21 protein-coding genes and 1 pseudogene are annotated in these 22,968 nt (G+C 59.4%); 12 read left to right on the top strand and 10 right to left on the bottom strand.

Annotation, left to right across the window (positions count from 1 at the left end; all coding sequences use genetic code 11):
• Positions 1-220 (top strand): annotated as a pseudogene (locus ABY403_RS02165) (hypothetical protein); the annotation flags it as partial.
• A gap of 312 nt (positions 221-532) precedes the next feature.
• On the opposite strand, the gene ABY403_RS02160 reads toward ABY403_RS02165, so the two are convergent.
• A complete protein-coding gene (locus tag ABY403_RS02160) occupies positions 533-976 on the bottom strand; it encodes a Fur family transcriptional regulator (RefSeq protein WP_372838213.1) in 444 nt (147 codons plus the stop codon).
• Between the two features lie 124 nt (positions 977-1,100).
• Here ABY403_RS02160 and ABY403_RS02155 point away from each other — a divergent pair, with 124 nt between their 5' ends.
• Genes ABY403_RS02155 through ABY403_RS02140 form a run of 4 tightly spaced genes read left to right on the top strand, consistent with a single transcriptional unit; the run spans position 1,101 to position 4,529 of the window.
• Complete coding sequence (locus ABY403_RS02155; RefSeq protein ID WP_372838211.1) at positions 1,101-1,997, top strand: metal ABC transporter substrate-binding protein; 897 nt, start codon at positions 1,101-1,103, stop codon at positions 1,995-1,997.
• Positions 1,994-2,848, top strand: coding sequence for a manganese/iron ABC transporter ATP-binding protein (locus ABY403_RS02150; RefSeq protein ID WP_372838209.1), 855 nt, complete (start codon positions 1,994-1,996; stop codon positions 2,846-2,848). The genes ABY403_RS02155 and ABY403_RS02150 overlap by 4 nt, the downstream gene beginning before the upstream one ends.
• Positions 2,845-3,699: a metal ABC transporter permease gene (locus ABY403_RS02145; protein WP_372838206.1), complete on the top strand. Its 855-nt coding sequence runs from the start codon at positions 2,845-2,847 to the stop codon at positions 3,697-3,699. Before ABY403_RS02150 ends, ABY403_RS02145 begins: the two co-directional genes overlap by 4 nt.
• On the top strand, positions 3,699-4,529 hold the full coding sequence (locus ABY403_RS02140; protein ID WP_372838203.1) for a metal ABC transporter permease: 831 nt from the start codon (positions 3,699-3,701) through the stop codon (positions 4,527-4,529). The genes ABY403_RS02145 and ABY403_RS02140 overlap by 1 nt, the downstream gene beginning before the upstream one ends.
• 72 nt (positions 4,530-4,601) lie before the next feature.
• Here the strand turns inward: ABY403_RS02140 and ABY403_RS02135 are convergent, their stop codons facing one another.
• Positions 4,602-6,650: a sensor histidine kinase gene (locus ABY403_RS02135; RefSeq protein WP_372838200.1), complete on the bottom strand. Its 2,049-nt coding sequence runs from the start codon at positions 6,648-6,650 to the stop codon at positions 4,602-4,604.
• A gap of 556 nt (positions 6,651-7,206) precedes the next feature.
• On the opposite strand from ABY403_RS02135, the gene ABY403_RS02130 reads away from it, so the two are divergent.
• From ABY403_RS02130 to ABY403_RS02100, 7 genes are all read left to right on the top strand, one after another.
• Positions 7,207-8,238, top strand: a complete 1,032-nt coding sequence (locus ABY403_RS02130) for a LacI family DNA-binding transcriptional regulator (RefSeq protein WP_372838198.1) — start codon at positions 7,207-7,209, stop codon at positions 8,236-8,238.
• A gap of 90 nt (positions 8,239-8,328) precedes the next feature.
• Entirely contained in the window at positions 8,329-9,633 is a 1,305-nt protein-coding gene (locus ABY403_RS02125; RefSeq protein ID WP_372838196.1) for a sugar ABC transporter substrate-binding protein, read from the top strand.
• Between the two features lie 113 nt (positions 9,634-9,746).
• The gene (locus ABY403_RS02120) at positions 9,747-10,613 is read left to right on the top strand and encodes a carbohydrate ABC transporter permease (protein ID WP_372838193.1); all 867 of its coding nucleotides are present in this window, start codon (positions 9,747-9,749) and stop codon (positions 10,611-10,613) included.
• 10 nt (positions 10,614-10,623) lie between these two features.
• Complete coding sequence (locus ABY403_RS02115) at positions 10,624-11,454, top strand: carbohydrate ABC transporter permease (RefSeq protein ID WP_372838190.1); 831 nt, start codon at positions 10,624-10,626, stop codon at positions 11,452-11,454.
• 12 nt (positions 11,455-11,466) lie between these two features.
• The gene (locus tag ABY403_RS02110) at positions 11,467-12,468 is read left to right on the top strand and encodes an ABC transporter ATP-binding protein (protein ID WP_372838187.1); all 1,002 of its coding nucleotides are present in this window, start codon (positions 11,467-11,469) and stop codon (positions 12,466-12,468) included.
• The gene (locus ABY403_RS02105; protein WP_372838185.1) at positions 12,465-13,238 is read left to right on the top strand and encodes an L-iditol 2-dehydrogenase; all 774 of its coding nucleotides are present in this window, start codon (positions 12,465-12,467) and stop codon (positions 13,236-13,238) included. The genes ABY403_RS02110 and ABY403_RS02105 overlap by 4 nt, the downstream gene beginning before the upstream one ends.
• Positions 13,238-14,731 carry a mannitol dehydrogenase family protein gene (locus ABY403_RS02100; RefSeq protein WP_372838183.1) on the top strand — a complete coding sequence of 498 codons (1,494 nt, stop codon included), beginning with the start codon at positions 13,238-13,240 and terminating at the stop codon, positions 14,729-14,731. The genes ABY403_RS02105 and ABY403_RS02100 overlap by 1 nt, the downstream gene beginning before the upstream one ends.
• Before the next feature lie 128 nt (positions 14,732-14,859).
• On the opposite strand, the gene ABY403_RS02095 is transcribed toward ABY403_RS02100, so the two are convergent.
• The 8 genes from ABY403_RS02095 to ABY403_RS02060 all read right to left on the bottom strand — a co-directional run.
• Positions 14,860-16,284, bottom strand: a complete 1,425-nt coding sequence (locus ABY403_RS02095; protein WP_372838215.1) for a gamma-aminobutyraldehyde dehydrogenase — start codon at positions 16,282-16,284, stop codon at positions 14,860-14,862.
• A gap of 24 nt (positions 16,285-16,308) precedes the next feature.
• Positions 16,309-17,118 (bottom strand): ABC transporter permease, encoded by an 810-nt coding sequence (locus ABY403_RS02090; protein ID WP_372838180.1) that lies wholly within the window; start codon positions 17,116-17,118, stop codon positions 16,309-16,311.
• Positions 17,108-18,043, bottom strand: a complete 936-nt coding sequence (locus ABY403_RS02085; protein ID WP_372838177.1) for an ABC transporter permease — start codon at positions 18,041-18,043, stop codon at positions 17,108-17,110. The genes ABY403_RS02090 and ABY403_RS02085 overlap by 11 nt, the downstream gene beginning before the upstream one ends.
• The gene (locus tag ABY403_RS02080; protein WP_372838174.1) at positions 18,040-19,032 is read right to left on the bottom strand and encodes an ABC transporter ATP-binding protein; all 993 of its coding nucleotides are present in this window, start codon (positions 19,030-19,032) and stop codon (positions 18,040-18,042) included. Before ABY403_RS02080 ends, ABY403_RS02085 begins: the two co-directional genes overlap by 4 nt.
• A 99-nt stretch (positions 19,033-19,131) precedes the next feature.
• The gene (locus tag ABY403_RS02075; protein WP_372838171.1) at positions 19,132-20,286 is read right to left on the bottom strand and encodes an ABC transporter substrate-binding protein; all 1,155 of its coding nucleotides are present in this window, start codon (positions 20,284-20,286) and stop codon (positions 19,132-19,134) included.
• 175 nt (positions 20,287-20,461) lie between these two features.
• Positions 20,462-21,364: a LysR family transcriptional regulator gene (locus ABY403_RS02070; protein ID WP_372838168.1), complete on the bottom strand. Its 903-nt coding sequence runs from the start codon at positions 21,362-21,364 to the stop codon at positions 20,462-20,464.
• Between the two features lie 219 nt (positions 21,365-21,583).
• Entirely contained in the window at positions 21,584-22,243 is a 660-nt protein-coding gene (locus ABY403_RS02065) for an NAD(P)H-binding protein (protein ID WP_372838165.1), read from the bottom strand.
• Positions 22,244-22,484: 241 nt separating this feature from the next.
• Positions 22,485-22,968, bottom strand: a 484-nt coding sequence (locus ABY403_RS02060) for a sulfatase/phosphatase domain-containing protein (RefSeq protein ID WP_372838162.1), incomplete at its 5' end; no start/stop codon positions are given.

Below are 22,968 nucleotides of genomic sequence, written 5' to 3'. Positions count from 1 at the left end.
GACGATCAGCAGGACGATCCACAAGCTGTCAAAGACCGGGGTTATCGAAATCAGGGATCCGTCGCAATTCAGGGTTCTCGATTTGAAGAAGTTGATCGAACTTGGGCATATCGACGGGATATTCGAAAAGATGACCCGTGGACTTGTCGAACGGCGCAAGCGTCTCGACCGATTGGCGATGCAGGCGTCGCACAACCCAGCCTGCTATTGCGGCCGTTGAAGCAAACCGTTGACCACCATCAATGACCCGACTGCGCAGTTTGGGCACCCTTATGCTCGACGCGAAGTTTGACGAGGAGGTGTTCAGGTTCGCGCGCCCAAGTTTGCCACGGCGATCAAGGGCGCGGGTAAGATCACAGTCGAAGCGGCCTAGACCTCGTGTAACTTTCCCCCACGAGTCCAAGGACGTTTGCAAGGGTCGCGCTTTGCGCGACCCTTGTCGTTTTTTGCACGTAGTCGGCGGCGTGGGATGGAATTGGTTTCAGTTCCGCGCGCCGGGCATAAGCGGGCACCCCGAAACCGTCAAACGGCATCAGCCCTGCGGGTCTTTGGCACGCTTTTTGCGCACATAGAGTTCCAGCCGATGGTGGACGATTTCATAGCCCAGCGCATCGGCGATCTCGGCCTGTAGCTTCTCGATCCGGTCGTTGGCGAACTCGACCACCTCGCCAGAGTCGACATCGATCATGTGGTCATGATGCTGGGTTTCGGTATGTTCGAACCGCGCAGGCGTGCCCGCGAACTGGTGGCGCAAGATCACGCCCTGCGTCTCCAACTCGGTCAGCGTGCGATATACCGTCGAAAGCGAAATACCCGGAACCGCCTCTTCGGCACGGCGCTGCAATTCGACAGCCTCGGGATGATCTTCCGCCTCGGCCAGTACCGACAAAAGCGCAGCCCGCTGGCGGGTGATGCGAACGCCAGCGCGTCGCAGGGCTTTGGTCAGGTTTTCGGTTCGGCGTCTGATCTCGGGCATACCCTTCTTTTCGCGCAAATGTGCTGAAATGCGCAAGCCCCAGATGCAAATGATTTGCATTTACCTTGACAGTTGCAAATCATTCCTAAATGCATTCAGGGAACAACTTGAAGAGGTAGGCTTGATGATCGGTAGAAGAGCGGTTTTGGGATTGGTCGCAGGACTTTCGCTCTTTGGGGGTGCCGGGGCCGCCGCGGCACAGGACAAGCTCAAGGTCGTGACGACATTCACGGTCATTGCCGACATGGCACGGAATGTGGCGGGGGATGCGGCAGAGGTCGTCTCGATTACCCGCCCCGGAGCCGAGATTCATGGATACGATCCGACCCCGCGCGATCTGGTCAGGGCGCAGGGCGCGGACCTGATCTTGTGGAACGGGCTGAATCTGGAACGCTGGTTCGAACAGTTCTTCTCTAACCTTCGCGATGTGCCTTCTGCCACGGTTTCCGATGGTGTGCAGCCGATCGCGATCATGGGTGGGGAATACGCGGGCAAACCCAACCCGCATGCTTGGATGGCGCTCGATTCCGCCGAGATCTATATCGACAATATCCGCGACGCGCTCAGTGCGGCAGACCCCGCGAATGCCCAAACCTATGCCGCGAATGCCGAAGCCTACAAGGCAAAGCTGGCCGAGGTCATCGGCCCGTTGCGCGATGCCGCACGCGCCCTGCCCGAAAACCGCCGTTGGCTGGTGACATCCGAAGGGGCATTCTCGTATCTCGCGCGCGATTTCGGCCTGCAAGAGGTCTTTCTCTGGCCGATCAACGCCGATGCGCAAGGAACACCGCAGCAAGTGCGCATGGTGATCGATACGGTGCGAACGCATGGCATCCCCGTGGTGTTTTCTGAAAGCACCGTTTCGGACAAACCCGCAAAACAAGTCGCGCGTGAAACCGGCGCGGCCTATGGCGGTGTCCTTTACGTTGACAGCATCTCGGAACCCGATGGCCCGGTTCCGAGCTATCTTGACCTGCTGCGCGTGACCTCGGAAACCATTCTCAAGGGGTTGCAGGAATGAGCGATGACGGCATTCGCACCGAGGGGTTGACCGTTACGTATCGCAATGGGCACACGGCCCTGCGCAATGCCAGCTTTACGGTCCCACGCGGCACTATCACCGCACTGGTCGGTGTGAACGGGTCGGGAAAATCGACGTTGTTCAAGGCGCTGATGGGCTTCGTGCCCGTTTCGGCTGGCCGGATCGAGATCCTTGGGCAACCCGTCGCAAAGGTCCTAAAGCAGCAGGCAGTCGCCTACGTTCCGCAGGCCGAAGAGGTTGACTGGACTTTCCCGGTTCTGGTGGAAGATGTCGTGATGATGGGGCGCTATGGGCATATGGGGTTTTTCCGCCGCCCGCGCGCCGCCGACCACGAGGCCGTCTCCGTCGCACTGGCGCGCGTCAGCATGAGCGACTTTCGCAACCGCCAGATTGGCGAGCTGTCAGGCGGGCAGAAAAAGCGCGTCTTTCTGGCGCGGGCACTGGCACAAGACGCGCAGGTCATCTTGCTGGATGAACCGTTCACGGGCGTCGATGTTAAGACCGAAGAACAGATTGTCGGCCTTCTTCGTGATCTGCGCGATGAAGGGCGGGTGATGTTGGTTGCCACGCACAACCTCGGATCGGTTCCAGAGTTCTGCGATCACGTCGTGCTGGTAAAGGGCACTGTGCTGGCTTACGGCCCCACGGAAGAGATATTCACACCCGAACATCTGCGCGAAGCCTTTGGCGGGGTGCTGCGGCACTTCCTGCTTGAAGGGCAGCGATTGCATGCCGACGAAGACCCGCGCAAGCTTGACATCTTCACCGATGATGAGCGCCCGCTGGTGATCTACGACGATCGTGCACGCACCGTGAAGGGGCGATCATGATTTTGCTAGAACCCCTTGCCTACAGCTACATGACCAACGCGATCTGGGTTTCGGCGCTGGTCGGCGCGGTTTGTGCGTTTCTTTCAGCCTATCTGATGCTCAAGGGCTGGTCGCTGATCGGCGATGCTTTGGCGCATTCGGTGGTGCCGGGTGTGGCTGGCGCCTACATGCTCGGGCTTCCCTTTGCGATCGGTGCCTTTCTGTCAGGCGGCCTTGCGGCGCTGGCGATGCTGTTTCTACGCCAGACCTCCGGTCTGAAGGAAGACGTGGTGATCGGGTTGATCTTCACCGCCTTTTTCGGGCTGGGCCTGTTCATGGTATCGCTCAACCCGATGGCGGTGTCGATTCAGACCATCATCATGGGCAACATCCTTGCGATCTCGCCGGGCGACACATTGCAACTCGCCATTATCGGCGGGGTGTCGCTAGTTGTGCTGCTGGCAAAATGGCGCGATCTGCTGGCTGTCTTTTTCGATGAGGCCCACGCGCGCTCTATCGGGCTAAAGGTGACCGCGCTGCGGTTGATCTTCTTTACGCTTCTGTCTGCCTCGACCGTGGCGGCGATGCAAACAGTCGGGGCCTTCCTTGTGATTGCGCTCGTCGTAACGCCGGGGGCTACCGCCTACCTGCTAACCGACCGCTTTCCGAAGTTGCTGTTGCTTTCGGTCGCAATCGGCTCGACCACTTCGGCATTCGGCGCTTATCTGAGCTATTTCCTAGATGGCGCGACCGGCGGCGTGATCGTGTGCCTGCAAACGGCATTGTTTCTGATCGCATTGGTCTTTGCGCCAAAGCACGGAATGTTGGCCGCGCGCGCACGCGCCAAAGCCGCGTTGAGCGAGGTCGCGTGATGGCTGATCTGCTGATGCCGTTCCAGTTTCCGTTCATGCAGAATGCGATGTTGATCGTGGCGCTGATCGCCCCCGCAGCCGCGATGCTGAGCGCCTTTCTCGTGCTCAAGGGCTGGTCCTTGATGGGCGACGCGACCAGCCACGCGGTGCTGCCCGGCGTGGTTCTTGCCTATCTTGCGGGTATTCCGTTGATTATCGGCGCATTTCTGGCCGGGCTCGTCTGCGCGCTTGGCACCGGGTTCATCAAGGACAATTCGCGGATCAAGCAGGATACCGTCTTGGGCGTTGTATTCTCGGGCATGTTTGGATTGGGGATCGTGATCTACACGCAGATCGAGACAACGCTCCACCTTGACCACATCCTGTTTGGCAACATGCTGGGCGTCGGGGGTGAAGAGTTGTGGACCGCCGGGTTGATCTCGGGCGGCGTCGCGCTGATCCTTGGGTTGAAGTGGCGCGATTTTCTTGCGGAGAGCTTCGATCCGATACAGGCGAAGATGATCGGGCTTCCGGTCGCGTGGCTGCACTACGGATTGCTTGCCATTCTTTCGGCGACCATCGTTGCGATGCTCTCCTCGGTCGGCATTATCCTTTCGGTTGCTTATCTGATCGCACCCGGAGCCATAGCCTTTTTGCTGACGCGTCGCTTTGCAGCGATGCTGGGCGTGGCCGTCGGCGTGGCGCTCGTGGCGGGATTGACTGGCATCTATGCTTCCTTCTGGATCGATGCGGCACCGGCACCAACTATTGTGCTGATCATGACGGGAATGTTCCTGATCGCCTTGGCGTGGCGCAGGCTGCGCGAAAACCGCGCCACCGCGACGGGTTGATCGACCGGGGCAAACCCCTGCATAGCTGCGGCACTTGGCCAAAGCGCCAGAAGTTGCCCGACGCGGGCATGCTCAACCCTCGGTTGCCTCTGCCTGAACGGGTATGGTTACCCGGAACGTCGTACCAACACCAAGGTTTGACGAAACCTTAATATGCAGCCCCAAATACTCTGAGAACCGATGGGCGACCGCCAGGCCCAACCCCAACCCGCCGGATTTTCGGGTCAACGATTCTTCCACCTGCAAGAATGGATCGAACACCCTCTGCTGGAACTCGGCTGAAATACCAGGCCCAGTGTCTGAAACAATCAGCTCTATACATTGATCGCCCTGCTCGATGGCGATATCGACGCGCCCAGCCTCGGTAAACTTGATCGCGTTATCGACGAGGTTGGCCAATATCCTGCGAAGGCCATGCCGGTTGCCAGATACCGTCACCGGGTGGATATCCGTTCCCAGCACCAGCTTTTTTTCCTCGGCACGTGCCTTGAAATCTTCTGCCACCGAGGCAACCAACGCCGCGAGATCAATTTTTTCTGCGGTATTGCCAATCTTCCCGGCATCCAAAGCAGAAAGGTCAAGAATGCTTTGTATCATGTCTTGCAAACTTTTGGCCGAAGCACCCGCCCTTGCGGCATATCCTTGCAGTTCCGATAGCACTTCATCCAGCTGAAGCGCGACTTTCGCGCTATCGGCAGAGCCTTCATTGGCCGCAACAAGATTTTGGACAGATGGCAAGATGCGCGGATGGGCAAGAAACCGCAGGTATCCCAGAACAATTGTGAGCGGTGTCTTGAGCTCGTGGCTTACAATATTTAAAAACTCCGATTTTGCGTGATTTGCTGCCTCTGACTTTTCCGTTGCCTTGACGAGGTCGGTAACGTCCACCAGAAACCCGATCGTCTCACCCTCAGACGTGCGTGTTTCCGAAACCTTGATCCATCGACCATCGCTCGTTGGCTGAACGGCGGTCATGCTGCCTTCGCGATGTCGCCTAAGACGAGCCGCAATCCATTCCTGTTCCCGCCCATGGGCATCCTTGGCGGTTCCCGCATCAACGAGTTTCCCCAAGATTCTCTCGAAAGACCAGCGTTGCTTCAGGGCTTCGGGCGGTATGGAGTAGAACCTCAGATACTCGGTATTGCAGATCGATAGCCTGTCATTGTGGTCATAGAATGCAAACGCGCCGTTCATCGCCTCGAGCGCCTCGCGAAGCCGACGATCTGAGGATACTGACTTCTGCAAATATCGCGCCGCAAAGACCAGCGAGGCGCTTATCAACACGATCCCGAGCGCGAAGAAAAATCGTATTTCCGACACGTGCGGTGGATCTGTCGGCCAGCCGCCCTTTGGCGTGCCAGCTATTTCCAATGCAGTTCCCGGCATACTTAAGGCCATCACCACGGGCGCAGAGTTGAATACAGCCATGTCCCCGTAGAGCATCGCGCCCTGCGCGTCTGCCGCCTCGGCAGGATTTGTGGCCCGGACAGCAATATCAACGTCTGAGACATGTTCGAGGAACGACTCTTTGCCAAAGATGTCATCTGTCGAGAAAGTAGACGTGGCGACGCCGATTAAGCCCGCAGACTGACTTGATGCGGCGCTCTCGAAAATTGGCACGATAGCCAAGAAGGCATCAGCCTTGCCTTCAAACTCGACAGGACCAACAAGCACATTCTGACGTGAGGCAATTGCAAATTGGGCGGCAAAGGCAGCGTCTTGAATAACCCAATCCGGTAGATAGATCAGGGGAACACCTTCCGTCGGCAGTCCGCTACGGAGTAACGGGGCGGCACGTAAAAACGCCACGTCCAGCGACCACGGATCAAAGTGGGGAATCTCTACCTTGATGGCGGTGGCGGATGGGTCTGATGGATCCAGCCCAGACGCGACCTCAGCGGAGTGGTGCGCGATTTCTGAAAATATTTCGGCAAACATCTTCTCAAGGGCAATTTTAGCCTGCTGAACTTCGGTCGCGACTGCACGATGATTTTCATCATGAAAATCAGAAGTCATCGCGCGCTGGACACTTCCCCACACGAATGTCGCGATTAATAAAATCAACGCTATCAGTAGTGTGTAGACAATGCCCCAGAAGTGACTGGTTGAATATCTCTGCATTGCGTGCCCTGCCCTTGCCGCCTCGGGACTTCGCGCGCCACCGCGTTCACTTAATTAAAGCACTACACCACGGCGCACCGGCGTGGCGCAACGATGCGCTTTGCTTCGCCCAAAGGTAGAGTATTTTTGGTGCGGCAATACTACAGCCAGACGGCGCAACAACTGCCCCCTGACGCGCGTCGCGCATTGGCAAACCCCTCGGAAATCGATCGCTGCAAGACATCGACGAAAACCGTAAAAAACACGGCCGTTCCTGCCCGGGGCTTCGGGGGGCGAAAGCTGCGCGCGCCACTTCCGGCACCAAGCGTCTGCCCCGCTGCATCCGCGCGTTCGCGATGCCCGATACTGCACGCGGATCAGTGGCACCGCGCTTTTCCAGCCCGTCCGATTGGATAAGTTCTTGCGGTACTTGACGGGCTTGGTTCTGTTCGGTTTCTGGTAGACCAGCATCTAGTGCGCGTGGCGAAACTTGACACAAGCGGTATAGATGCCGAATAGTATCTTTACGCGTGGCAATGTATTTGTGCGCCCCAACGATGAGGCAAGAGGCGAGGCAATGCGACACGACCGGGTGAGAACGATGGAGGAGTTTGCCTCGCTTAGCGGCATCTCGCGACCAACCCTCTCCAAATACTTCAATGACCCGAACTCCGTGCGCCAATCGACACGGGGGCGGATAGAGGCCGCGCTGGCGCGCTACAACTACACCCCGAATGTCTATGCTATCAATCAGAACCGCCAATTGACGCGGAACATCGGCATCGTCGTGCCCTACCTCGCCGACCCGTTCTTTGCCGAAGTCGCACGAAAGATCGAGCCGCTTTGCGCGCAGTCGAGCTTTAATCCCATCTTGCTAAGCTCGCACGGAGACCCGGACCGAGAGATCGCGAACCTTGAAAGTCTCAGGGCGATCAGGCCAGCGGGCGTCTTGCTTGCCCCGCTCGGGCGCCGCTCAAAAATTGACGGTCTCGAAGCGTTCTGCCGCGATATTCCGACCGTGCTCTTCGACTGCGACGTAGAGGGCGCGGGGGATGCGTTCTATGGCTCGAACAATGCGCAAAGTATTGGGTTAATTGTAGAATATCTAAGCCGAACAGGCCAACCACCTGCGTTTTTCGAGATGCGAGACGCACCAAACCCCAATGCCAACAAGCGACGCGCAGCCTACGAGGCGGCGATGCGCAAACTGGGGCAAGAACCCATGATTCTCGTTGCAGAAGGCTCTGATTGGAACTTTGAGGAGGTCGCTTACACCGGGGCCGGACGTATGATGGCAGAGCGTCGGCTGCCGACCGATACGGTCTTGTGCAGCAATGATCGCCTTGCCATCGGGTTTCTGGCCGCAGCCTATGAACACGGCTTCAGGGTAGGTATCGGCCACGGCCATGCGCTGCGCGTCGCGGGCCACGACGACCACCCTTATGCAAGGTTTTCCTGCCCATCCCTGACAACGGTTTCACAAGACTACGACTCCATTTCAAAAGGCAGCATGGACCAGCTTTTGTCGATCATCGACTCTGGCCAGCGCCCGGATTCAAAGGCTTCCTCGCTGTTCAATGGCGCCTTGGTTTTGCGGAAGTCAGCCTAGAAACATTACGCGTGTAAAGAAAAAGATTGACGCGAGAGCAGCGCTTGACCTAGAGTCATCCGGCCACATCCAAGTTCAGGGAGGATACGGATGTTACTCAAGCGCATTCTTGGCGCCAGCACGGCGCTTACGTTCTGCACTGCAACGGCCTTCGCTCAGGGCGCCAGCATCACCATCGCCACAGTCAACAACGGCGACATGATCCGTATGCAGGGTTACACAGAGCAGTTCACCGCGAAGACCGGCATCAGTGTCGAGTGGGTGACGCTCGAAGAAAACGTCCTGCGCCAACGCGTGACGACAGACATCACGACAAGCGGTGGTCAGTTCGACATCATGACCATCGGCATGTACGAAACCCCAATCTGGGCCGCCAATGGCTGGCTCGTGCCGCTTGACAATTTGTCGGCCGAATACGATGTGGGCGATATCCTGCCCGCGATGGCCGGGGGCCTGAGCTATGACGGCACACTTTATGCCGCGCCGTTCTACGGCGAGAGCTCTATGATCATGTATCGCACCGATCTGATGGAAGCCGCCGGGCTGACGATGCCCGAAGCACCCACTTGGGATTTCATCCGCGAGGCCGCCATCGCAATGACGGATCGGGGCAATGAGGTCTATGGCATCTGCCTGCGCGGCAAGGCGGGATGGGGCGAAAACATGGCCTTCCTGACCGCGATGTCCAATTCCTTCGGCGCGCGCTGGTTCGACGAGAACTGGCAGCCGCAGTTCGACACAGAGGCATGGGCGAACACGCTCAACTTCTACATTGATCTGATGAACGAAGCCGGTCCTCCGGGCGCGTCGAACAACGGGTTCAACGAGAACCTGTCGCTGTTCCAGCAGGGCAAGTGCGGCATGTGGATCGACGCCACTGTTGCGGCGTCCTTCGTGACCAATCCTGATGACTCTGCCGTGGCCGACAAGGTCGGCTTCGCATTGGCACCGAATACAGGTTTGGGGCGCAATGCCAACTGGCTCTGGGCTTGGGCGCTGGCGATCCCGGCGGGTACCGATCAGGCCGATGAGGCGCTTCAATTCATCGAATGGGCAACCTCTCGCGAATATACAGCGCTGGTAGCCGCAAACGAGGGCTGGGCCAACGTGCCGCCGGGTGCGCGCACCTCGCTCTATGAGAACCCCGACTATCAGGCGGTGCCGTTTGCCGAAATGACGCTGCGGTCGATCCTGTCGGCAGATCCGCTTAACCCGACGGTCGATCCGGTGCCTTACGTAGGCGTCCAGTTCGCTGCGATCCCGGAGTTTGCGGGCATCGCAAGCCAAGTGGGGCAAGAGTTTTCTGCCGCTCTTGCAGGCCAAGAAACGGCCGAACGCGCCCTCGCAAAAGCGCAAGCAATTGTCAGCGAGGAAATGGAAGCCGCGGGCTACTAAGCCGCGCAGTTCCACTCGGGCGGCGGTTTCGCCGCCGCCCGTATGCCACCGCTTCTTCCGCTACGATCTGCCACGCCGCCCCTAGTAGGGCCTGACAGGAAAGGCATTAGCTCATGGCAACCCAGCACTCTCGATCCGCCGCGCGCCTAATGATGGCCCCTGCCGTGATCCTCCTTCTGGGATGGATGCTGGTGCCACTGACGATGACCCTGTGGTTCTCGTTTCGCCAATATCTGCCGCTGCGCGGCGGTGATCTGGGCTGGGCAGGCTTTGGCAATTATGTGCGCTTTGTCACATCAAGCTCTTTCTGGCCCAGCGTTCAGACCACGCTGATTATCGTCGGCGGCGTTTTGATTATCACCATCGTACTTGGTGTTCTGCTGGCGCTTTTGCTCGATCAGCCAATGTGGGGCCAAGGTATCGTGCGCATTCTCGTCATCGCGCCGTTCTTCGTGATGCCCACAGTCTCGGCGCTGGTGTGGAAAAACATGTTCATGGACCCGGTCAACGGGCTGTTCGCTCATCTGTGGCGCCTGTTCGGGGCCGAACCGGTGTCTTGGCTGACCGATATGCCGCTGGGATCTATTGTCATGATCGTTTCGTGGCAATGGCTGCCCTTTGCCACGCTCATCCTGCTGACGGCTGTCCAATCACTCGATAGCGAGCAGCTTGAAGCCGCCGAGATGGACGGCGCTTCGAAGATTTCGCGCTTCGGCTATATCATTCTGCCGCATCTGGCACGGGCGATCACAATCGTCGTGCTGATCCAGACGATCTTCCTGCTGTCGATTTTCGCCGAGATTTTCGTCACGACCGGCGGTGCATTCGGCACAAGGACGCTGACCTATCTTATCTATCAGCGGGTTCTCGAAAGCCAGAACGTGGGTCTGGGCAGTGCGGGCGGCGTTTACGCCATCATCCTCGCCAATATCGTCGCCATCTTTCTGATGCGCATCGTTGGCAAGAACCTGGATCGCTGAGGAGGCTTCAATGGCACGCACAGTAACCCCGCAGCGAAAAGCTCTGAATACAACCTTCGCTTGGATTGTTGGTCTCTTGATCTTCTTTCCGATCCTCTGGACGATCTTGACGAGCTTCAAGACCGAGGCCGAGGCCATCGCAAGCCCGCCGCTGTTTCTGAACTTCAGCTGGACGTTAGAAAATTACGCAGTCGTGCAGGAACGGTCGGATTACCTGCGGTATCTGTGGAACTCGGTCATCATTGCAGGCGGCTCGACGCTTCTGGGCGTGCTTGTGGCGGTGCCGGCAGCATGGTCCATGGCCTTCGTGCCCTCTGTGCGCACCAAGGACATCCTGCTTTGGATGCTGTCCACCAAGATGTTGCCCGCGGTCGGCGTGCTCTATCCGATCTATCTGATCTGCATCCGGCTTGGCATTCTCGACAGCCGCGCAGCACTGGTGGTGATCCTGATGCTAATCAACCTGCCGATCATCGTCTGGATGCTCTACACCTATTTCCGGGAAATCCCGGGCGAGATTCTTGAAGCTGCGCGGATGGACGGCGCCGGTCTGCGCGAGGAAATCCTTTATGTGCTGACCCCAATGGCGGTGCCCGGCATCGCCTCGACCATCCTTCTGAACTTCATCCTCGCTTGGAACGAGGCGTTTTGGACGCTGAACCTCACCGCGGTCAATGCCGCGCCGCTGACCGCGTTCATCGCCAGCTACTCCAGCCCCGAGGGTCTGTTCTTCGCCAAACTGTCGGCGGCCTCGACCATGGCCATCGCACCCATCCTCATCCTTGGCTGGTTCAGCCAGAAGCAACTCGTGCGCGGCCTGACCTTCGGCGCGGTCAAGTAAGGGAGCAGACCTATGGGAAAGATCACGCTTGATAAGGTAACAAAGAGCTTTGGCGAGGTTGAGGTCATCCCGCCTTTGAACCTGACCATCGAAGACGGCGAGTTCTGTGTCTTTGTGGGCCCGTCCGGCTGCGGCAAATCTACGCTTTTGCGCATGATCGCCGGGCTGGAGGACATCACTTCTGGCAGCATCCGCATCGATGGTGCCGACGCCTCGAAGGTGCCACCCGCCAAGCGCGGGCTGGCGATGGTGTTCCAATCCTACGCGCTTTATCCGCATATGAGCGTGCGCAAGAACATCGCCTTTCCCATGCGCATGGCGGGCCTTTCGCAGGAAGAACAGGCGCGTCGCATCGAGGCCGCAGCGAAGGCGCTAAACCTGACAGATTATCTGGACCGCCGCCCCGGTCAGCTTTCCGGCGGGCAGCGCCAGCGTGTCGCGATCGGGCGCGCCATTGTGCGCGAGCCTGCGGCGTTTCTTTTCGACGAGCCACTTTCAAACCTCGACGCCGCCCTACGGGTGGGGATGCGACTGGAAATCAGCGAACTGCACGAGCGGCTCAAGACCACGATGATCTATGTCACCCACGATCAGGTTGAAGCCATGACGATGGCCGACAAGATCGTCGTGCTGCGCGCGGGCCATATCGAACAGGTCGGCACGCCGCTAGAGCTTTACCACTCACCCCGCAACCTTTTCGTTGCGGGCTTCATCGGCAGCCCCAAGATGAACCTGATCGAGGGCGACGAGGCCGCCAAGCATGACGCGCACACGATCGGTGTGCGCCCCGAACATATCGACATGAGCGAAGACGGCCCGTGGCAGGGCGTCGTGGGTGTGGCCGAGCATCTGGGGTCTGACACCTTCCTGCACGTGCACGGCACCGGGCTTGCCGAGACACTGACGGTGCGCGCAACCGGCGAGGTAGCGGTACGCCACGGCGACGAGGTCAAGCTAAAGCCGCGCGCCGATCAGATCCATCGCTTTGACACCTCTGGCCTGCGAGTCGCGTGATGCGGCTTCAAGGCAAGACGGCGCTGATAACAGGGGCGGCCCGCGGCATCGGGCTTGCCTTCGCGCGCGCCTATGTCAACGAAGGTGCGAAAGTGGCACTGGCCGATATCGACATCTCGCGCGCACGCGCTGCGGCGGCAGAAATCGGCGATGCCGCGACCGCAATAGAATTGGACGTCTCGGACCAAGCTTCAATCGATGCAGGCGTTGCTGCGGCTATTGGCGCGCTTGGCCGGATCGACATCCTTATAAACAACGCCGCCATTTTCACCGCCGCGCCGATAACCGAAATCACCCGCGCCGATTACACCCGCGCCTTCGAAATCAACGTCGCCGGCACTCTCTTCACGCTTCAGGCCGTTGCCCGGCACATGATCGCCGAGCGTATTGAAGGGCGCATCATCAACATGGCAAGCCAAGCCGGACGCCGCGGCGAGCCGCTTGTCGCGGTCTATTGCGCAACGAAATCTGCCGTCATCAGCCTGACCCAGTCTGCCGGGCTGAATCTTATCCGGCATGGCATCAATGTGAACGCGATCTCGCCCGGGGTCGTGGACGGCGAACACTGGAACGGAGTCGATGCCCTTTTCGCCAAATACGAAGGCAAGGCGTCCGGCCAGAAGAAAGCAGAGGTGGGCGCAAACGTCCCCTTTGGTCGCATGGGAACGCCCGAAGACCTGACCGGAATGGCGATCTTCCTCGCCACCGACGAGGCCCGCTATATCGTGGCGCAAACCTACAACGTAGATGGCGGGCAATGGATGAGCTGATGGACCAGAAACCCGTAAAACTTCGCCGCGCGAACCTCGACGTGCTGCCCGAAAACGTGCTGACACCGACCTACGATGTCCAAGACCTTGCACCCGGCATCGTTCACATCGGGGTTGGCAATTTTCACCGTGCGCATCAGGCGTGGTATTTGCACCGGCTCTTGCAAGAGGGGATTGCGCGCGATTGGGCGATCATCGGCGCGGGGGTGCGGGCAAGCGACGCTGCCATGCGTGAAAAGCTGCTCGCACAAGACTGCCTTACCACACTGATCGAATTGCGCCCCGACGGCACCTCTGCCGAGGTTTGTGGTGCGATGGTCGGGTTTCTACCGGTCGAGCCGGACAACGCCGCGCTGATCGCGCAAATGGCCGATCCGGCCATTCGGATCGTGTCGCTTACAGTCACCGAGGGTGGCTATTTCGTGAACCCAAGCACCGGTGCATTCGACGCAGAGCACGCGGATATCGTCTTTGACGCAAGCCACCCCGATAGGCCAAGAACCGCGTTCGGCGCCATCGTCGCGGCGCTCGGGCGCAGAAGGGCCGCAGGCCACGGCCCCTTCACCGTGCAAAGCTGCGACAACCTGCGTCACAACGGTGACATAACGCATGACGCGGTCGTATCGCTCGCTCGTCTCAGCGATCCATCCCTTGCCGACTGGATCGAGGCGCGGTGCACCTTTCCCAATTCTATGGTCGATTGCATCGTTCCCGCCACCGGCGCCACCGAGATTGCAAAGGCGCGTGAGTTGGGGATCATCGATGCAGCCCCAGTCACGCACGAAAACTTCCGCCAATGGGTCATCGAAGATGCTTTCTGCGCAGGCCGCCCGGATTGGGACCGCGTCGGCGCAACCTTCACCAACCGGGTGCATGACTACGAGACCATGAAGATACGTATTCTGAATGCTGGCCATCAGATACTCGCCAACGCGGGCGAAATATTGTCGGTCGAAACGATCGCAGATTGCATGGCGCACCGCGAAATATCTGCCCTTTTTCACAAGGTTCAGCGCGAGGAGATCGTCCCCCACGTGGCCCCTGTTCCGGGCATGACCCCACTCGACTATGTGGCGTTGATCGAGACGCGCTTCGCCAACCCAGCGATCCGCGATACCACGCGCCGTGTCGCCTTTGACGGCTCGTCCCGCCATACCGGTTTCGTCTTGCCGATCCTGCGCGATGCACTGGCCGCCGATATGTCCGTCGAGGGGCTGAGCCTTGTAGAAGCGCTCTGGGCCCGAATGTGCGCAGGCACCCGCGAAGACGGAACCGCAATCACCCCCAACGATCCAAACTGGAACGCCCTGCAAGCCGCGGCCATGGCCGCGAAAACGCGCCCCTCTGCGTGGCTCGAGCAGCGCGAATACTATGGCAGCCTCGCGCAAGATGCGCGATTTGCGGCGGCCTTTGATCGTTGGCTGGGGATGATCTGGCAAAAGGGCACGAGAGCCGCGCTTCAGCTCTATTCCGGGCAGGCGGCGGCGCAGTGAAGGCAAAGCCTTAGGCACAGCCGGAGCCTGCCTTAAGCTGCCTTCATGCGCGCCGGTGGGGTCCCGTGCCAGACTTGCGGCAACCGCCCCAACATCCTGCCCCGTGCTTGCGCAAGGGGCGTGGCCCCCTAGCCGTGCTTTACCATCACGTGGCGCACGACGGTGTAGTCTTCCAGCGCGTAGCTGCTCATATCCTTGCCATAGCCGCTTTGCTTGAGGCCACCGTGGGGCATTTCATTGACCAGCATGAAATGCGTATTCACCCATGTGCAGCCATAGCGCAGCTGCGCAGCAGAGGACATGGCGCGGCCCACATCACGGGTCCAGACCGATGAGGCAAGGCCGTAGTCGCTGTCATTCGCCCAGCCGATCGCCTCTTCGACATCCGAAAACGGGGTGATCGAGACCACCGGGCCAAACACCTCGCGCCGCACGATCTCGTCTTCCTGCTTCGCGCCGGCAACAACGGTGGGGCGATAGTAAAAGCCCTGATCCATCGCGGCACCGCCCGTTGTCACCTCAATATGGCCAAGCTCGCGCGCGCGGTTCACGAAACTTGCCACTCGGTCGCGCTGGCGCAGGCTGATGAGCGGGCCGATTTCGTTGGTGGTGTCGTCATCGTTTCCAAGGGCTATCGAAGACACAGCCGAAGTCAGATCGGCCACCAGATTGTCATAGACCTTCTTGCCCGCGTAGATCCGGCAAGCGGCGGTGCAATCTTGACCGGCGTTGTAGAAGCCGAACGCGCGCAGCCCCTCGACCACTTCACTGATGTCGGCATCGTCAAACACGATGACCGGGGCTTTGCCGCCCAGTTCCAGATGTGTGCGCTTGATCGTTTTGGCGGCCGCGTCGAGCATCTTCTTGCCTGTCGCCACATCACCGGTCAGCGAAATCATATCGACGCCGGGGTGGTTGATAAGCGTGCTGCCCACCGTATGCCCACGCCCCGAGACCACGTTGACCACGCCTTCGGGCAGTTCCTCGGCCAACACATGCGCCAGCTTCAGCGCCGTCAGTGGGGTCTGTTCGGAAGGTTTGAAGATGATCGTGTTGCCACCTGCAATCGCGGGGGCAAGTTTCCAAGCCATCATCATCAGGGGATAGTTCCACGGTGCAATCGAGGCCACCACGCCGATTGGATCGCGACGGATCATCGAGGTGTGCCCGGCCAGATATTCGCCCGCGGCCATGCCTTGTTGGGTGCGCACCGCGCCTGCGAAAAAGCGGAAGCAATCGACAATCGCGGGAATCTCGTCTCCGCGTGCGGCGTTGATCGGTTTGCCGCAGTTCAGGGCTTCGAGTGCCGCGAAAGCGTCTGCATCGGCCTCAATGCGATCCGCGATGCGCAAAAGCGCTGCCGAGCGCTCTGCCGGGGTGGTGCGCGACCAGCCGCCAAATGCCTTGCGCGCGGCCGCGACGGCGCGATCAATCTGGCCGCCAGATGCCTCGGGAACTTCGAGTATCAGCCCGCCGGTGCGCGGGTTCAGCACTTGTTCGCACGCATCCTGGCCAGCCTCGAAGCTGTTTCCGATCAAAAGCCGTGTATCAATATTCATGGCGGTCTCCCCCTGAGGTTATTTGCCACCGCCCGCGGTCTCAGATCCGCCGCGGGTCAGGTAGTAGGCGATAAGAATGGGAATGAAGGTCGTGGCGAACACAACGATAGCAACGACATTGGTCACCGGGCGCTGACGCGGGCGCACCAGTTCCTGCAACATCCAGATCGGCAGCGTGCTCTGCTGGCCCGCAGTGAAGGTGGTGACAATCACCTCATCGAACGACAGCGCAAAGGCCAGCATCGCTCCCGCCAGCAGGGCCGAACCGAGGTTTGGCAGCAAGATGTGGCGGAAGGTCTGGAAACTGTTTGCGCCAAGGTCGGCGGAAGCCTCGGTAATCGAACCCGATAGCCGCCGAAACCGCGCCACTGCGTTATTGAATACGATCACGATGCAGAAGGTGGCGTGGCCAAGGATGATCGTCAGCGTAGAAAACGGGATATCCATCAGCGAAAAGGCCGAGCGCAAGCTCATCCCGGTGATGACGCCGGGCAGCGCAATCGGCAGAATGATCAGCAGCGACAGCTGGTTGCGGCCGAAAAACCGCGCGCGCGACATCGCGGCGGCGCAAAGCGTGCCAAGGATCAGCGCCAATACCGTAGAGATCGCCGCAACCATCAGTGACAGATACAATGGTGGCCAGATATCGGCCCGGTTCCACGCGACCGCAAACCACTTCAGCGTCAGCCCCGGCGGCGGAAACTGATAAGTGCGCTCCTCGGTCGTGAACGCGTAAAGAAAGATCAGCATGATCGGCAGGTGCAGAAACAACAGCCCACCGATGGCTGCCAGTGTCAGGCTCTTTGGGGCACGGTTATCAGAGTGCATCGAAAGCCCCCGCGCGTTTGGCAAGGCTGAGGTAAATCAGCATGATGATGATCGGCACCACCGCAAATGCGGCGGCCAAGGGCAGGTTTCCGGCGGTTCCTTGCAACTGATAGACCGCAAGGCCAATGAAGCGCGCCGAGGTGCCGATGATCTGCGGGATGATGTAATCGCCCATCGTCAGCGAAAAGGTGAAGATCGAACCCGCAACCACACCCGGCATCGCCAGCGGCAGAATTACCGTGCGAAAGGTCTGCGCCGGCGTCGCGCCAAGGTCAGAAGATGCCTCCAACATCGACTTTGGCACGCGTTCCAGTGCGGCCTGCATCGGCAAGATCATGTAGGGTAGCCAGACATAGACAAACACAAGGAAGGTTCCCAGAAACGACGTCGAAAGCGAGTTGCCACCAACACCCGGCAGAGCCAGCGCCGCATCGAGCAGAAAGCCAAGCCCAAGCCCATCGGCAACCCAAGTGACGATGCCCTCTTTCGCAAGGATCAATTTCCAAGCGTAGACCTTGACCAGATAGCTCGACCACAAGGGCAGCATGACGCCAAGGTAAAAGACCGCTTTCCAGCGACCGATTGCATAGCGCGCGGCATAATAGGCGATGGGAAACGCAAGAACGGCTGAGGCCAACGTGACCGAGGCAGACATCACCAGCGTTCGCAGAATGATATCGAAATTGGCGGGCCGCAGCAGTTCGATATAGGTCTTGAGCGTGAACTCTCGCACCACCAGCCCGGAAAACTCGTCAATCGAATAGAAACTTTGCAGCAATAGCGCCGCGAGCGAGCCGATATAGACCACCCCCAACCACAAAAGCGGAGGCGTGATCAACAGCACCAGCAAAACCGTTGGTTTGCGCCAGAAAATGGCAGTCAGCCGGTCGCCGACGCCGCGCTCGGGTAGAAGGGCGGTTCTCATGCCTCCTCCATCGGATGCAGATCCGCGGTATCGAAGGCGATGCCCACCTCGGCACCCTGTTCGGGCAAAGAGGTGCCGGCGGGCACCAGCACCCCAAGCTCTGCGCCCGCAACGGCCACTGTCACGCGTGTGCCAGCGCCAAGGTAGCGCAGACCAGTAACCGTGCCGGTCAATTCAGTAGTGGCCGCAGCCGTAAGCCGCAGTGCTTCGGGGCGCAGGCTTGACCAATTCGGCGCAGCACCAAGGCGCTGTGCAAGCTCGGGCGGCAGCACGTTGGAAGAGCCGACAAAATCAGCCACGAAACGGGTGCGCGGCTGCGTGTAGATTTCAGAAGGCGTGCCGATCTGGGCAATCTTGCCGTGGTTGAATACGGCCAACCTGTCGGCCATGCTCAACGCCTCGCTCTGATCGTGCGTTACGAATACGAAGGTGATGCCAAGCCGCTTTTGCAGTGCTTTCAACTCATCCTGCATCGCCTCGCGCAGCTTCAGATCCAATGCCCCAAGCGGCTCATCAAGCAGTAGCACACGCGGCTCGTTCACCAGCGCGCGGGCCAGCGCCACGCGCTGGCGCTGCCCGCCCGAAAGCTGCGCCGGTTTCCTGTCGCCAAACCCATCGAGTTTGACCAGCGCCAGCATCTCTTCGGCCTTCGCATTGCGCGTGGCACGCCCTACCCCCTTGACCATCAGGCCGTAGCCGACGTTTTCCCGCACGCTCAGATGCGGAAACAGGGCGTAATCCTGAAACACCGTATTGACGTTGCGCCGATTGGGCGGCGTGTTCGATACATCCTGCCCAAAGATGCGGATCGAACCGCGGGTCGGCTTTTCAAACCCCGAAATCAATCGCAGGCACGTAGTCTTGCCCGAGCCTGATGGGCCAAGCATGGCAAAAAAGGTGCCTTCGGCAACGGTCAGGTTCACCTCGTCCACCGCGCGCACCGGGCCGAAATGGCGCGAGACGGAGTCGAATTCTACAGCAGCAGTCATTGGGGGCTCGATAAATCATTGGGAGGTGCGCCTAGATGGCGCACCGCCAAGCAGATGGGAAAGGGGCGCGCAATCTGCGCACCCCGCTTGATTGCGCGCTCAGCGACCGCCGATCACGCCGATATAGTCCGAAACCCAACGGTAGTATGGGACACATTCGCCTTGGGCGCATTTGCTGACCGGCGTGGTCCAGAAGCGGATCTTCTCAAAGTCGTCCATGCCGTTGGCGGTGCAGCCCGCTGCATCAAGCATACCGCGCCCATCGGTACAGGCGGCCGGCACTGAAGGGTTGGCACCAAACCAGACAGCGAGATCCGATTGCAGGTTGGAAGCAAGGCTATGCTCGATCCACTTGTAGGCGCAGTTCGGGTTGGCCGCATCGACGTGCAACATCGTGGTATCGGCCCAGCCTGTCGCCCCCTCGGCGGGGATCACAGAGGCAACCGGGAAGCCTTCGCTTTGCAACAGGTTCACCTGGAACGGCCACGAACCCGAGGCGACCACGCCTTCGTTCTTGAAATCGTCCATCTGGATAAAGGCGTCATGCCAATACCGCCCAACCAGCGTGCGCTGCACGCGCAGCAGATCAAGCGCCGCTGCGTATTGATCCTCGTTCAGCTCGTAAGGCGAGGTGATGCCAAGCTCGGGATTGTGCGTCATCAGGTATTGCGCCGCATCGGCAATGTGGATCGGCCCGTCATAGGCCTGCACCCGGCCCTTGTTGGACATGCCGTCAGGCAGGGTCATTTCCTCGAACACCACGTTCCACGAGGTGGGGGGCGCATCTTTGAAAGCCTCGGTGTTATACATCAGCACGTTCGGCCCCCACATGTAGGGCACCCCGTAATGCACACCGTCCACCACATACCAAGGCGCGTTCTGAAGGCGCGGGTCAACAGTGGACCACGACGGGATCAGGTCGGTGTTGATCGGTTGCACCCGCTTGCCCGCGATCAATCGCAGGCTCGCATCGCCGGAGGCGGTGACAAGGTCAAACCCGCCCTCGTTCATCAGCGACACCATTTCATCCGAAGTGTTGGCGGTCTTGACGTTTACCTTGCACCCCGAAGCGGCCTCGAAACCCGTGACCCAGTCGAAGCTGGGGTCAGTCTCGCCGCGCTCGATATAGCCGGCCCAAGCGACAATGTTGACTTGGCCTTCCGAAGCCCCGACCGAGGCAATCTGCGCGGTAGCCGGGCCGACTGCCAACAGCAGCGCAAGTGCACTGGTACCCATGAGTTCAAGTGTTTTCATTCTTTGGCTCCCTGTGGTTTTGCTCTGCGTCGGGCAGAGCTTTTTGTTTTGACGAATTGCGCGAAACCTAAGCCTCTCGCAAATGGCTTCGCAATATCAAAACGCAGAATGAAGGTATCGGTCAAACCGATAGCTGAGCGCGCGCCAACTTGACGCCGCGTCCGATGCCAAAACCTTAGCGCGAAGGGATGGTGCCTTGCGCAGAGCGGATGAAATTAAAGGCAACCTGACTAAGCGGCGCGCCCTTGCGCCACGCAAGACCGACCTGAACCGATGGCAATTCGCTCGACACATCGCGGATTTCGATGCGATCGCCCTCTAGGGACCAAGGGCGATAGACCAGACTGGGCAGAATCGCGAGCCCCGCACCGGTTGCAACAAGGCTTCTGACCGCCTCGACCGAACGGGTACGAAACGCGACCTCCGGCTTTACGGCAAGCGCTGCCATCAGGTGGCGCATACTTTCTTCGATTTCGTCCACCATCAGCTGTATCAGCGGCTGCCCCGCCAACTGTTCCAGCGCAATCGCCTCTTGCTGCGCCAGCGGGTGGCCAAGCGGCAACCAAAGCCGGTAGGGCGAAACCAGCAGCGCCTCGACATGAAGCGCCATCCGGTCGCGCACCGAAGAGGTCAGCAACACCGCAACATCAAGCTCGCCCCCGATCAGCAGGTGTTGCAGGTATTCGCCGCTGTCTTCGATCACGTTCAGCTCGACCTGTGGGTAAGCGCGGCGAAATCGTGACAGAATGTCCGAAAGCACATAGCCCGCAACCAGCGATGTGACACCCAGCGATAACCGCCCGGTGACCTGCACGGCGTCATCCTGAAACGCGGTGCGCGCGGTGGCCACATCCTGCAAAATCTGGCGCGCATGGCGCAGAAAGGCGCTGCCTTTATGGGTGATTTCCATACCCCGTGCCTGTCGGTCGAACAGGGTCACGCCAAGGTCATCTTCAAGTGCGCGCACCGCCTCGGTCACTGACGACTGCGAGATCGAAAGCGCGCGCGCAGCGCCGGAAACAGAGCCTTTCTCGGCAGCCGCTACAAAAAACTGTAACTGGCGAAGGGTGAATGCCACGCGGCCTCCTTCGGTTTCAGCGACTTGCTTGCGGCATATGCACGAAATGGTGCGCCAGCCGGTGCCAACCTTCTGCCAGTTTTCGCACCGCCATGCCAGACGCGTCTTGCGCAGACATGCCCAGCGCCGCCCAACTTCTACGAAACCAAAAGCATCGCGCGCGTGTGTCGCACTGACAGTTCCACAAGCCACCGCGATAGCGATTCCCTTGGGGCGACGTCAGCCAATTTCGCTGCGGCGAAACTTTGCAATGTCATCCCATTCGAGCGTCTGCGTTCCGACGCCAGACGAGACGATGTTCCTTGCGATGGCAGCGCCCAGATCCGCAACCTTGATGCCACGAAACTTGCGCAACCGCCCAAAGAGGATCGGGTCAAGCAAAGGCCAAACGGCGAGCACCACGGCCTGCGAAAGGCCGTATCGGTTCTCTGGCGTCAAGATCATGCTCGGGTGAAACAGGCTCAGACGCTGAAAGTTGATATGCCTAAGGTCATCTTCAAGTTCGCCTTTGCTGCGCAGAAAGAACGAACCAGACTTGGAATTGGCACCCACCGAACTCAATAGCTGAAAATGCTCCACCCCCGCCGCCTTGCAGAGCGTGGCGAATTGCAGCGGAAGGGTCTTGTCGATTTTGATGAACTGCTCTTTGGAAACCTTTGACGGCTCGCCCACGCCAAGCGTGCAAATGGCGCTCGTATGGCCCGGCAAATAGGCGCGATAGGTTTCGGGATCAAACAGATCCACAATGTGTTGTGCGATCTTTTCGCTGCTCACACCTTCAAGGGGTCTGCGGCCAAGAACGGTGACGCGCGCGACGCTATCCATTTGCGTCAGCACTTTCAGTGCTTCGCTACCGACAGCACCAGTTGCGCCAATCATGACTACGCTTTTGTATTCCAACACTCTGGTGCTTTCATTGTTCAGCACGACGGCTGATTGCTGCGTGCATGCGCCATCTTGCCTGCACAGCGCGGCTATTGGAAGCAAGGTTTCCAAGGTGCGGCAGTTTTGCCGCCCAACCACGCGACCCTACCCTCTCGCGCCACAGGGAATGATTGCGGGCGCATGATTGCAGCTTTGCGTCCAAAGGATCGCGCAATTGCGGCGCAAAGCTGTCTGATCAATTTCCGCGCAACTCGCTGGCGCGCTGTTCGATCTCGCTCATCACAGCGGCCTCATCGTTCGAAATGCCATCGGCCAAAAGGTTCACATATTCGCGCGGATCATCGACAAGATTGTAAAGCTCCGCTGCCTGCCCTTCGGCGTGAAGCAGCTTGTACGCCCCGACCCGCATCGCCCAGCCGAACACATCAACCCGGGTGGCCGGTTGGTTCGAGAAATGCTCGACGTAAATATAGTCTCTATCGCCGGCATCACCCTTTAGAAGCGGTTGAAGGTCATAGGAATCCGTCATGTTCACCTCTACCCCGGCAAGGCCCGCGATCGTGGCAAAAAGATCTGACGTGGTGGCAAAACCTTCCGTCCGCCCACTGGCTACACCGGGCCCCGATACGACAAGAGGAACATGCGTGCCCCCTTCGTAGATCGTGCTCTTGGCCCCGTGGGCACCATAAAACCCGCGCGTGACTTGGTTGGGCGAACCG

The sequence above is a fragment of the Phaeovulum sp. genome (assembly GCF_041596715.1).
Lineage (GTDB): Bacteria > Pseudomonadota > Alphaproteobacteria > Rhodobacterales > Rhodobacteraceae > UBA6213.
Note: the sequence above shows the minus strand (reverse complement) of the source record. Positions and strands in the feature narration are given on the sequence as shown.

Excerpts from the sequence above, each read along its gene's own strand:
- ABY403_RS02160 (WP_372838213.1), bottom strand. The coding sequence starts at position 976 with ATGCCCGAGATCAGACGCCGAACCGAAAACCTGACCAAAGCCCTGCGA.
- ABY403_RS02155 (WP_372838211.1), top strand. The coding sequence starts at position 1,101 with ATGATCGGTAGAAGAGCGGTTTTGGGATTGGTCGCAGGACTTTCGCTC.
- ABY403_RS02150 (WP_372838209.1), top strand. The coding sequence starts at position 1,994 with ATGAGCGATGACGGCATTCGCACCGAGGGGTTGACCGTTACGTATCGC.
- ABY403_RS02145 (WP_372838206.1), top strand. The coding sequence starts at position 2,845 with ATGATTTTGCTAGAACCCCTTGCCTACAGCTACATGACCAACGCGATC.
- ABY403_RS02140 (WP_372838203.1), top strand. The coding sequence starts at position 3,699 with ATGGCTGATCTGCTGATGCCGTTCCAGTTTCCGTTCATGCAGAATGCG.
- ABY403_RS02135 (WP_372838200.1), bottom strand. The coding sequence starts at position 6,650 with ATGCAGAGATATTCAACCAGTCACTTCTGGGGCATTGTCTACACACTA.
- ABY403_RS02130 (WP_372838198.1), top strand. The coding sequence starts at position 7,207 with ATGCGACACGACCGGGTGAGAACGATGGAGGAGTTTGCCTCGCTTAGC.
- ABY403_RS02125 (WP_372838196.1), top strand. The coding sequence starts at position 8,329 with ATGTTACTCAAGCGCATTCTTGGCGCCAGCACGGCGCTTACGTTCTGC.
- ABY403_RS02120 (WP_372838193.1), top strand. The coding sequence starts at position 9,747 with ATGGCAACCCAGCACTCTCGATCCGCCGCGCGCCTAATGATGGCCCCT.
- ABY403_RS02115 (WP_372838190.1), top strand. The coding sequence starts at position 10,624 with ATGGCACGCACAGTAACCCCGCAGCGAAAAGCTCTGAATACAACCTTC.
- ABY403_RS02110 (WP_372838187.1), top strand. The coding sequence starts at position 11,467 with ATGGGAAAGATCACGCTTGATAAGGTAACAAAGAGCTTTGGCGAGGTT.
- ABY403_RS02100 (WP_372838183.1), top strand. The coding sequence starts at position 13,238 with ATGGACCAGAAACCCGTAAAACTTCGCCGCGCGAACCTCGACGTGCTG.
- ABY403_RS02090 (WP_372838180.1), bottom strand. The coding sequence starts at position 17,118 with ATGCACTCTGATAACCGTGCCCCAAAGAGCCTGACACTGGCAGCCATC.
- ABY403_RS02085 (WP_372838177.1), bottom strand. The coding sequence starts at position 18,043 with ATGAGAACCGCCCTTCTACCCGAGCGCGGCGTCGGCGACCGGCTGACT.
- ABY403_RS02080 (WP_372838174.1), bottom strand. The coding sequence starts at position 19,032 with ATGACTGCTGCTGTAGAATTCGACTCCGTCTCGCGCCATTTCGGCCCG.
- ABY403_RS02075 (WP_372838171.1), bottom strand. The coding sequence starts at position 20,286 with ATGAAAACACTTGAACTCATGGGTACCAGTGCACTTGCGCTGCTGTTG.
- ABY403_RS02065 (WP_372838165.1), bottom strand. The coding sequence starts at position 22,243 with ATGATTGGCGCAACTGGTGCTGTCGGTAGCGAAGCACTGAAAGTGCTG.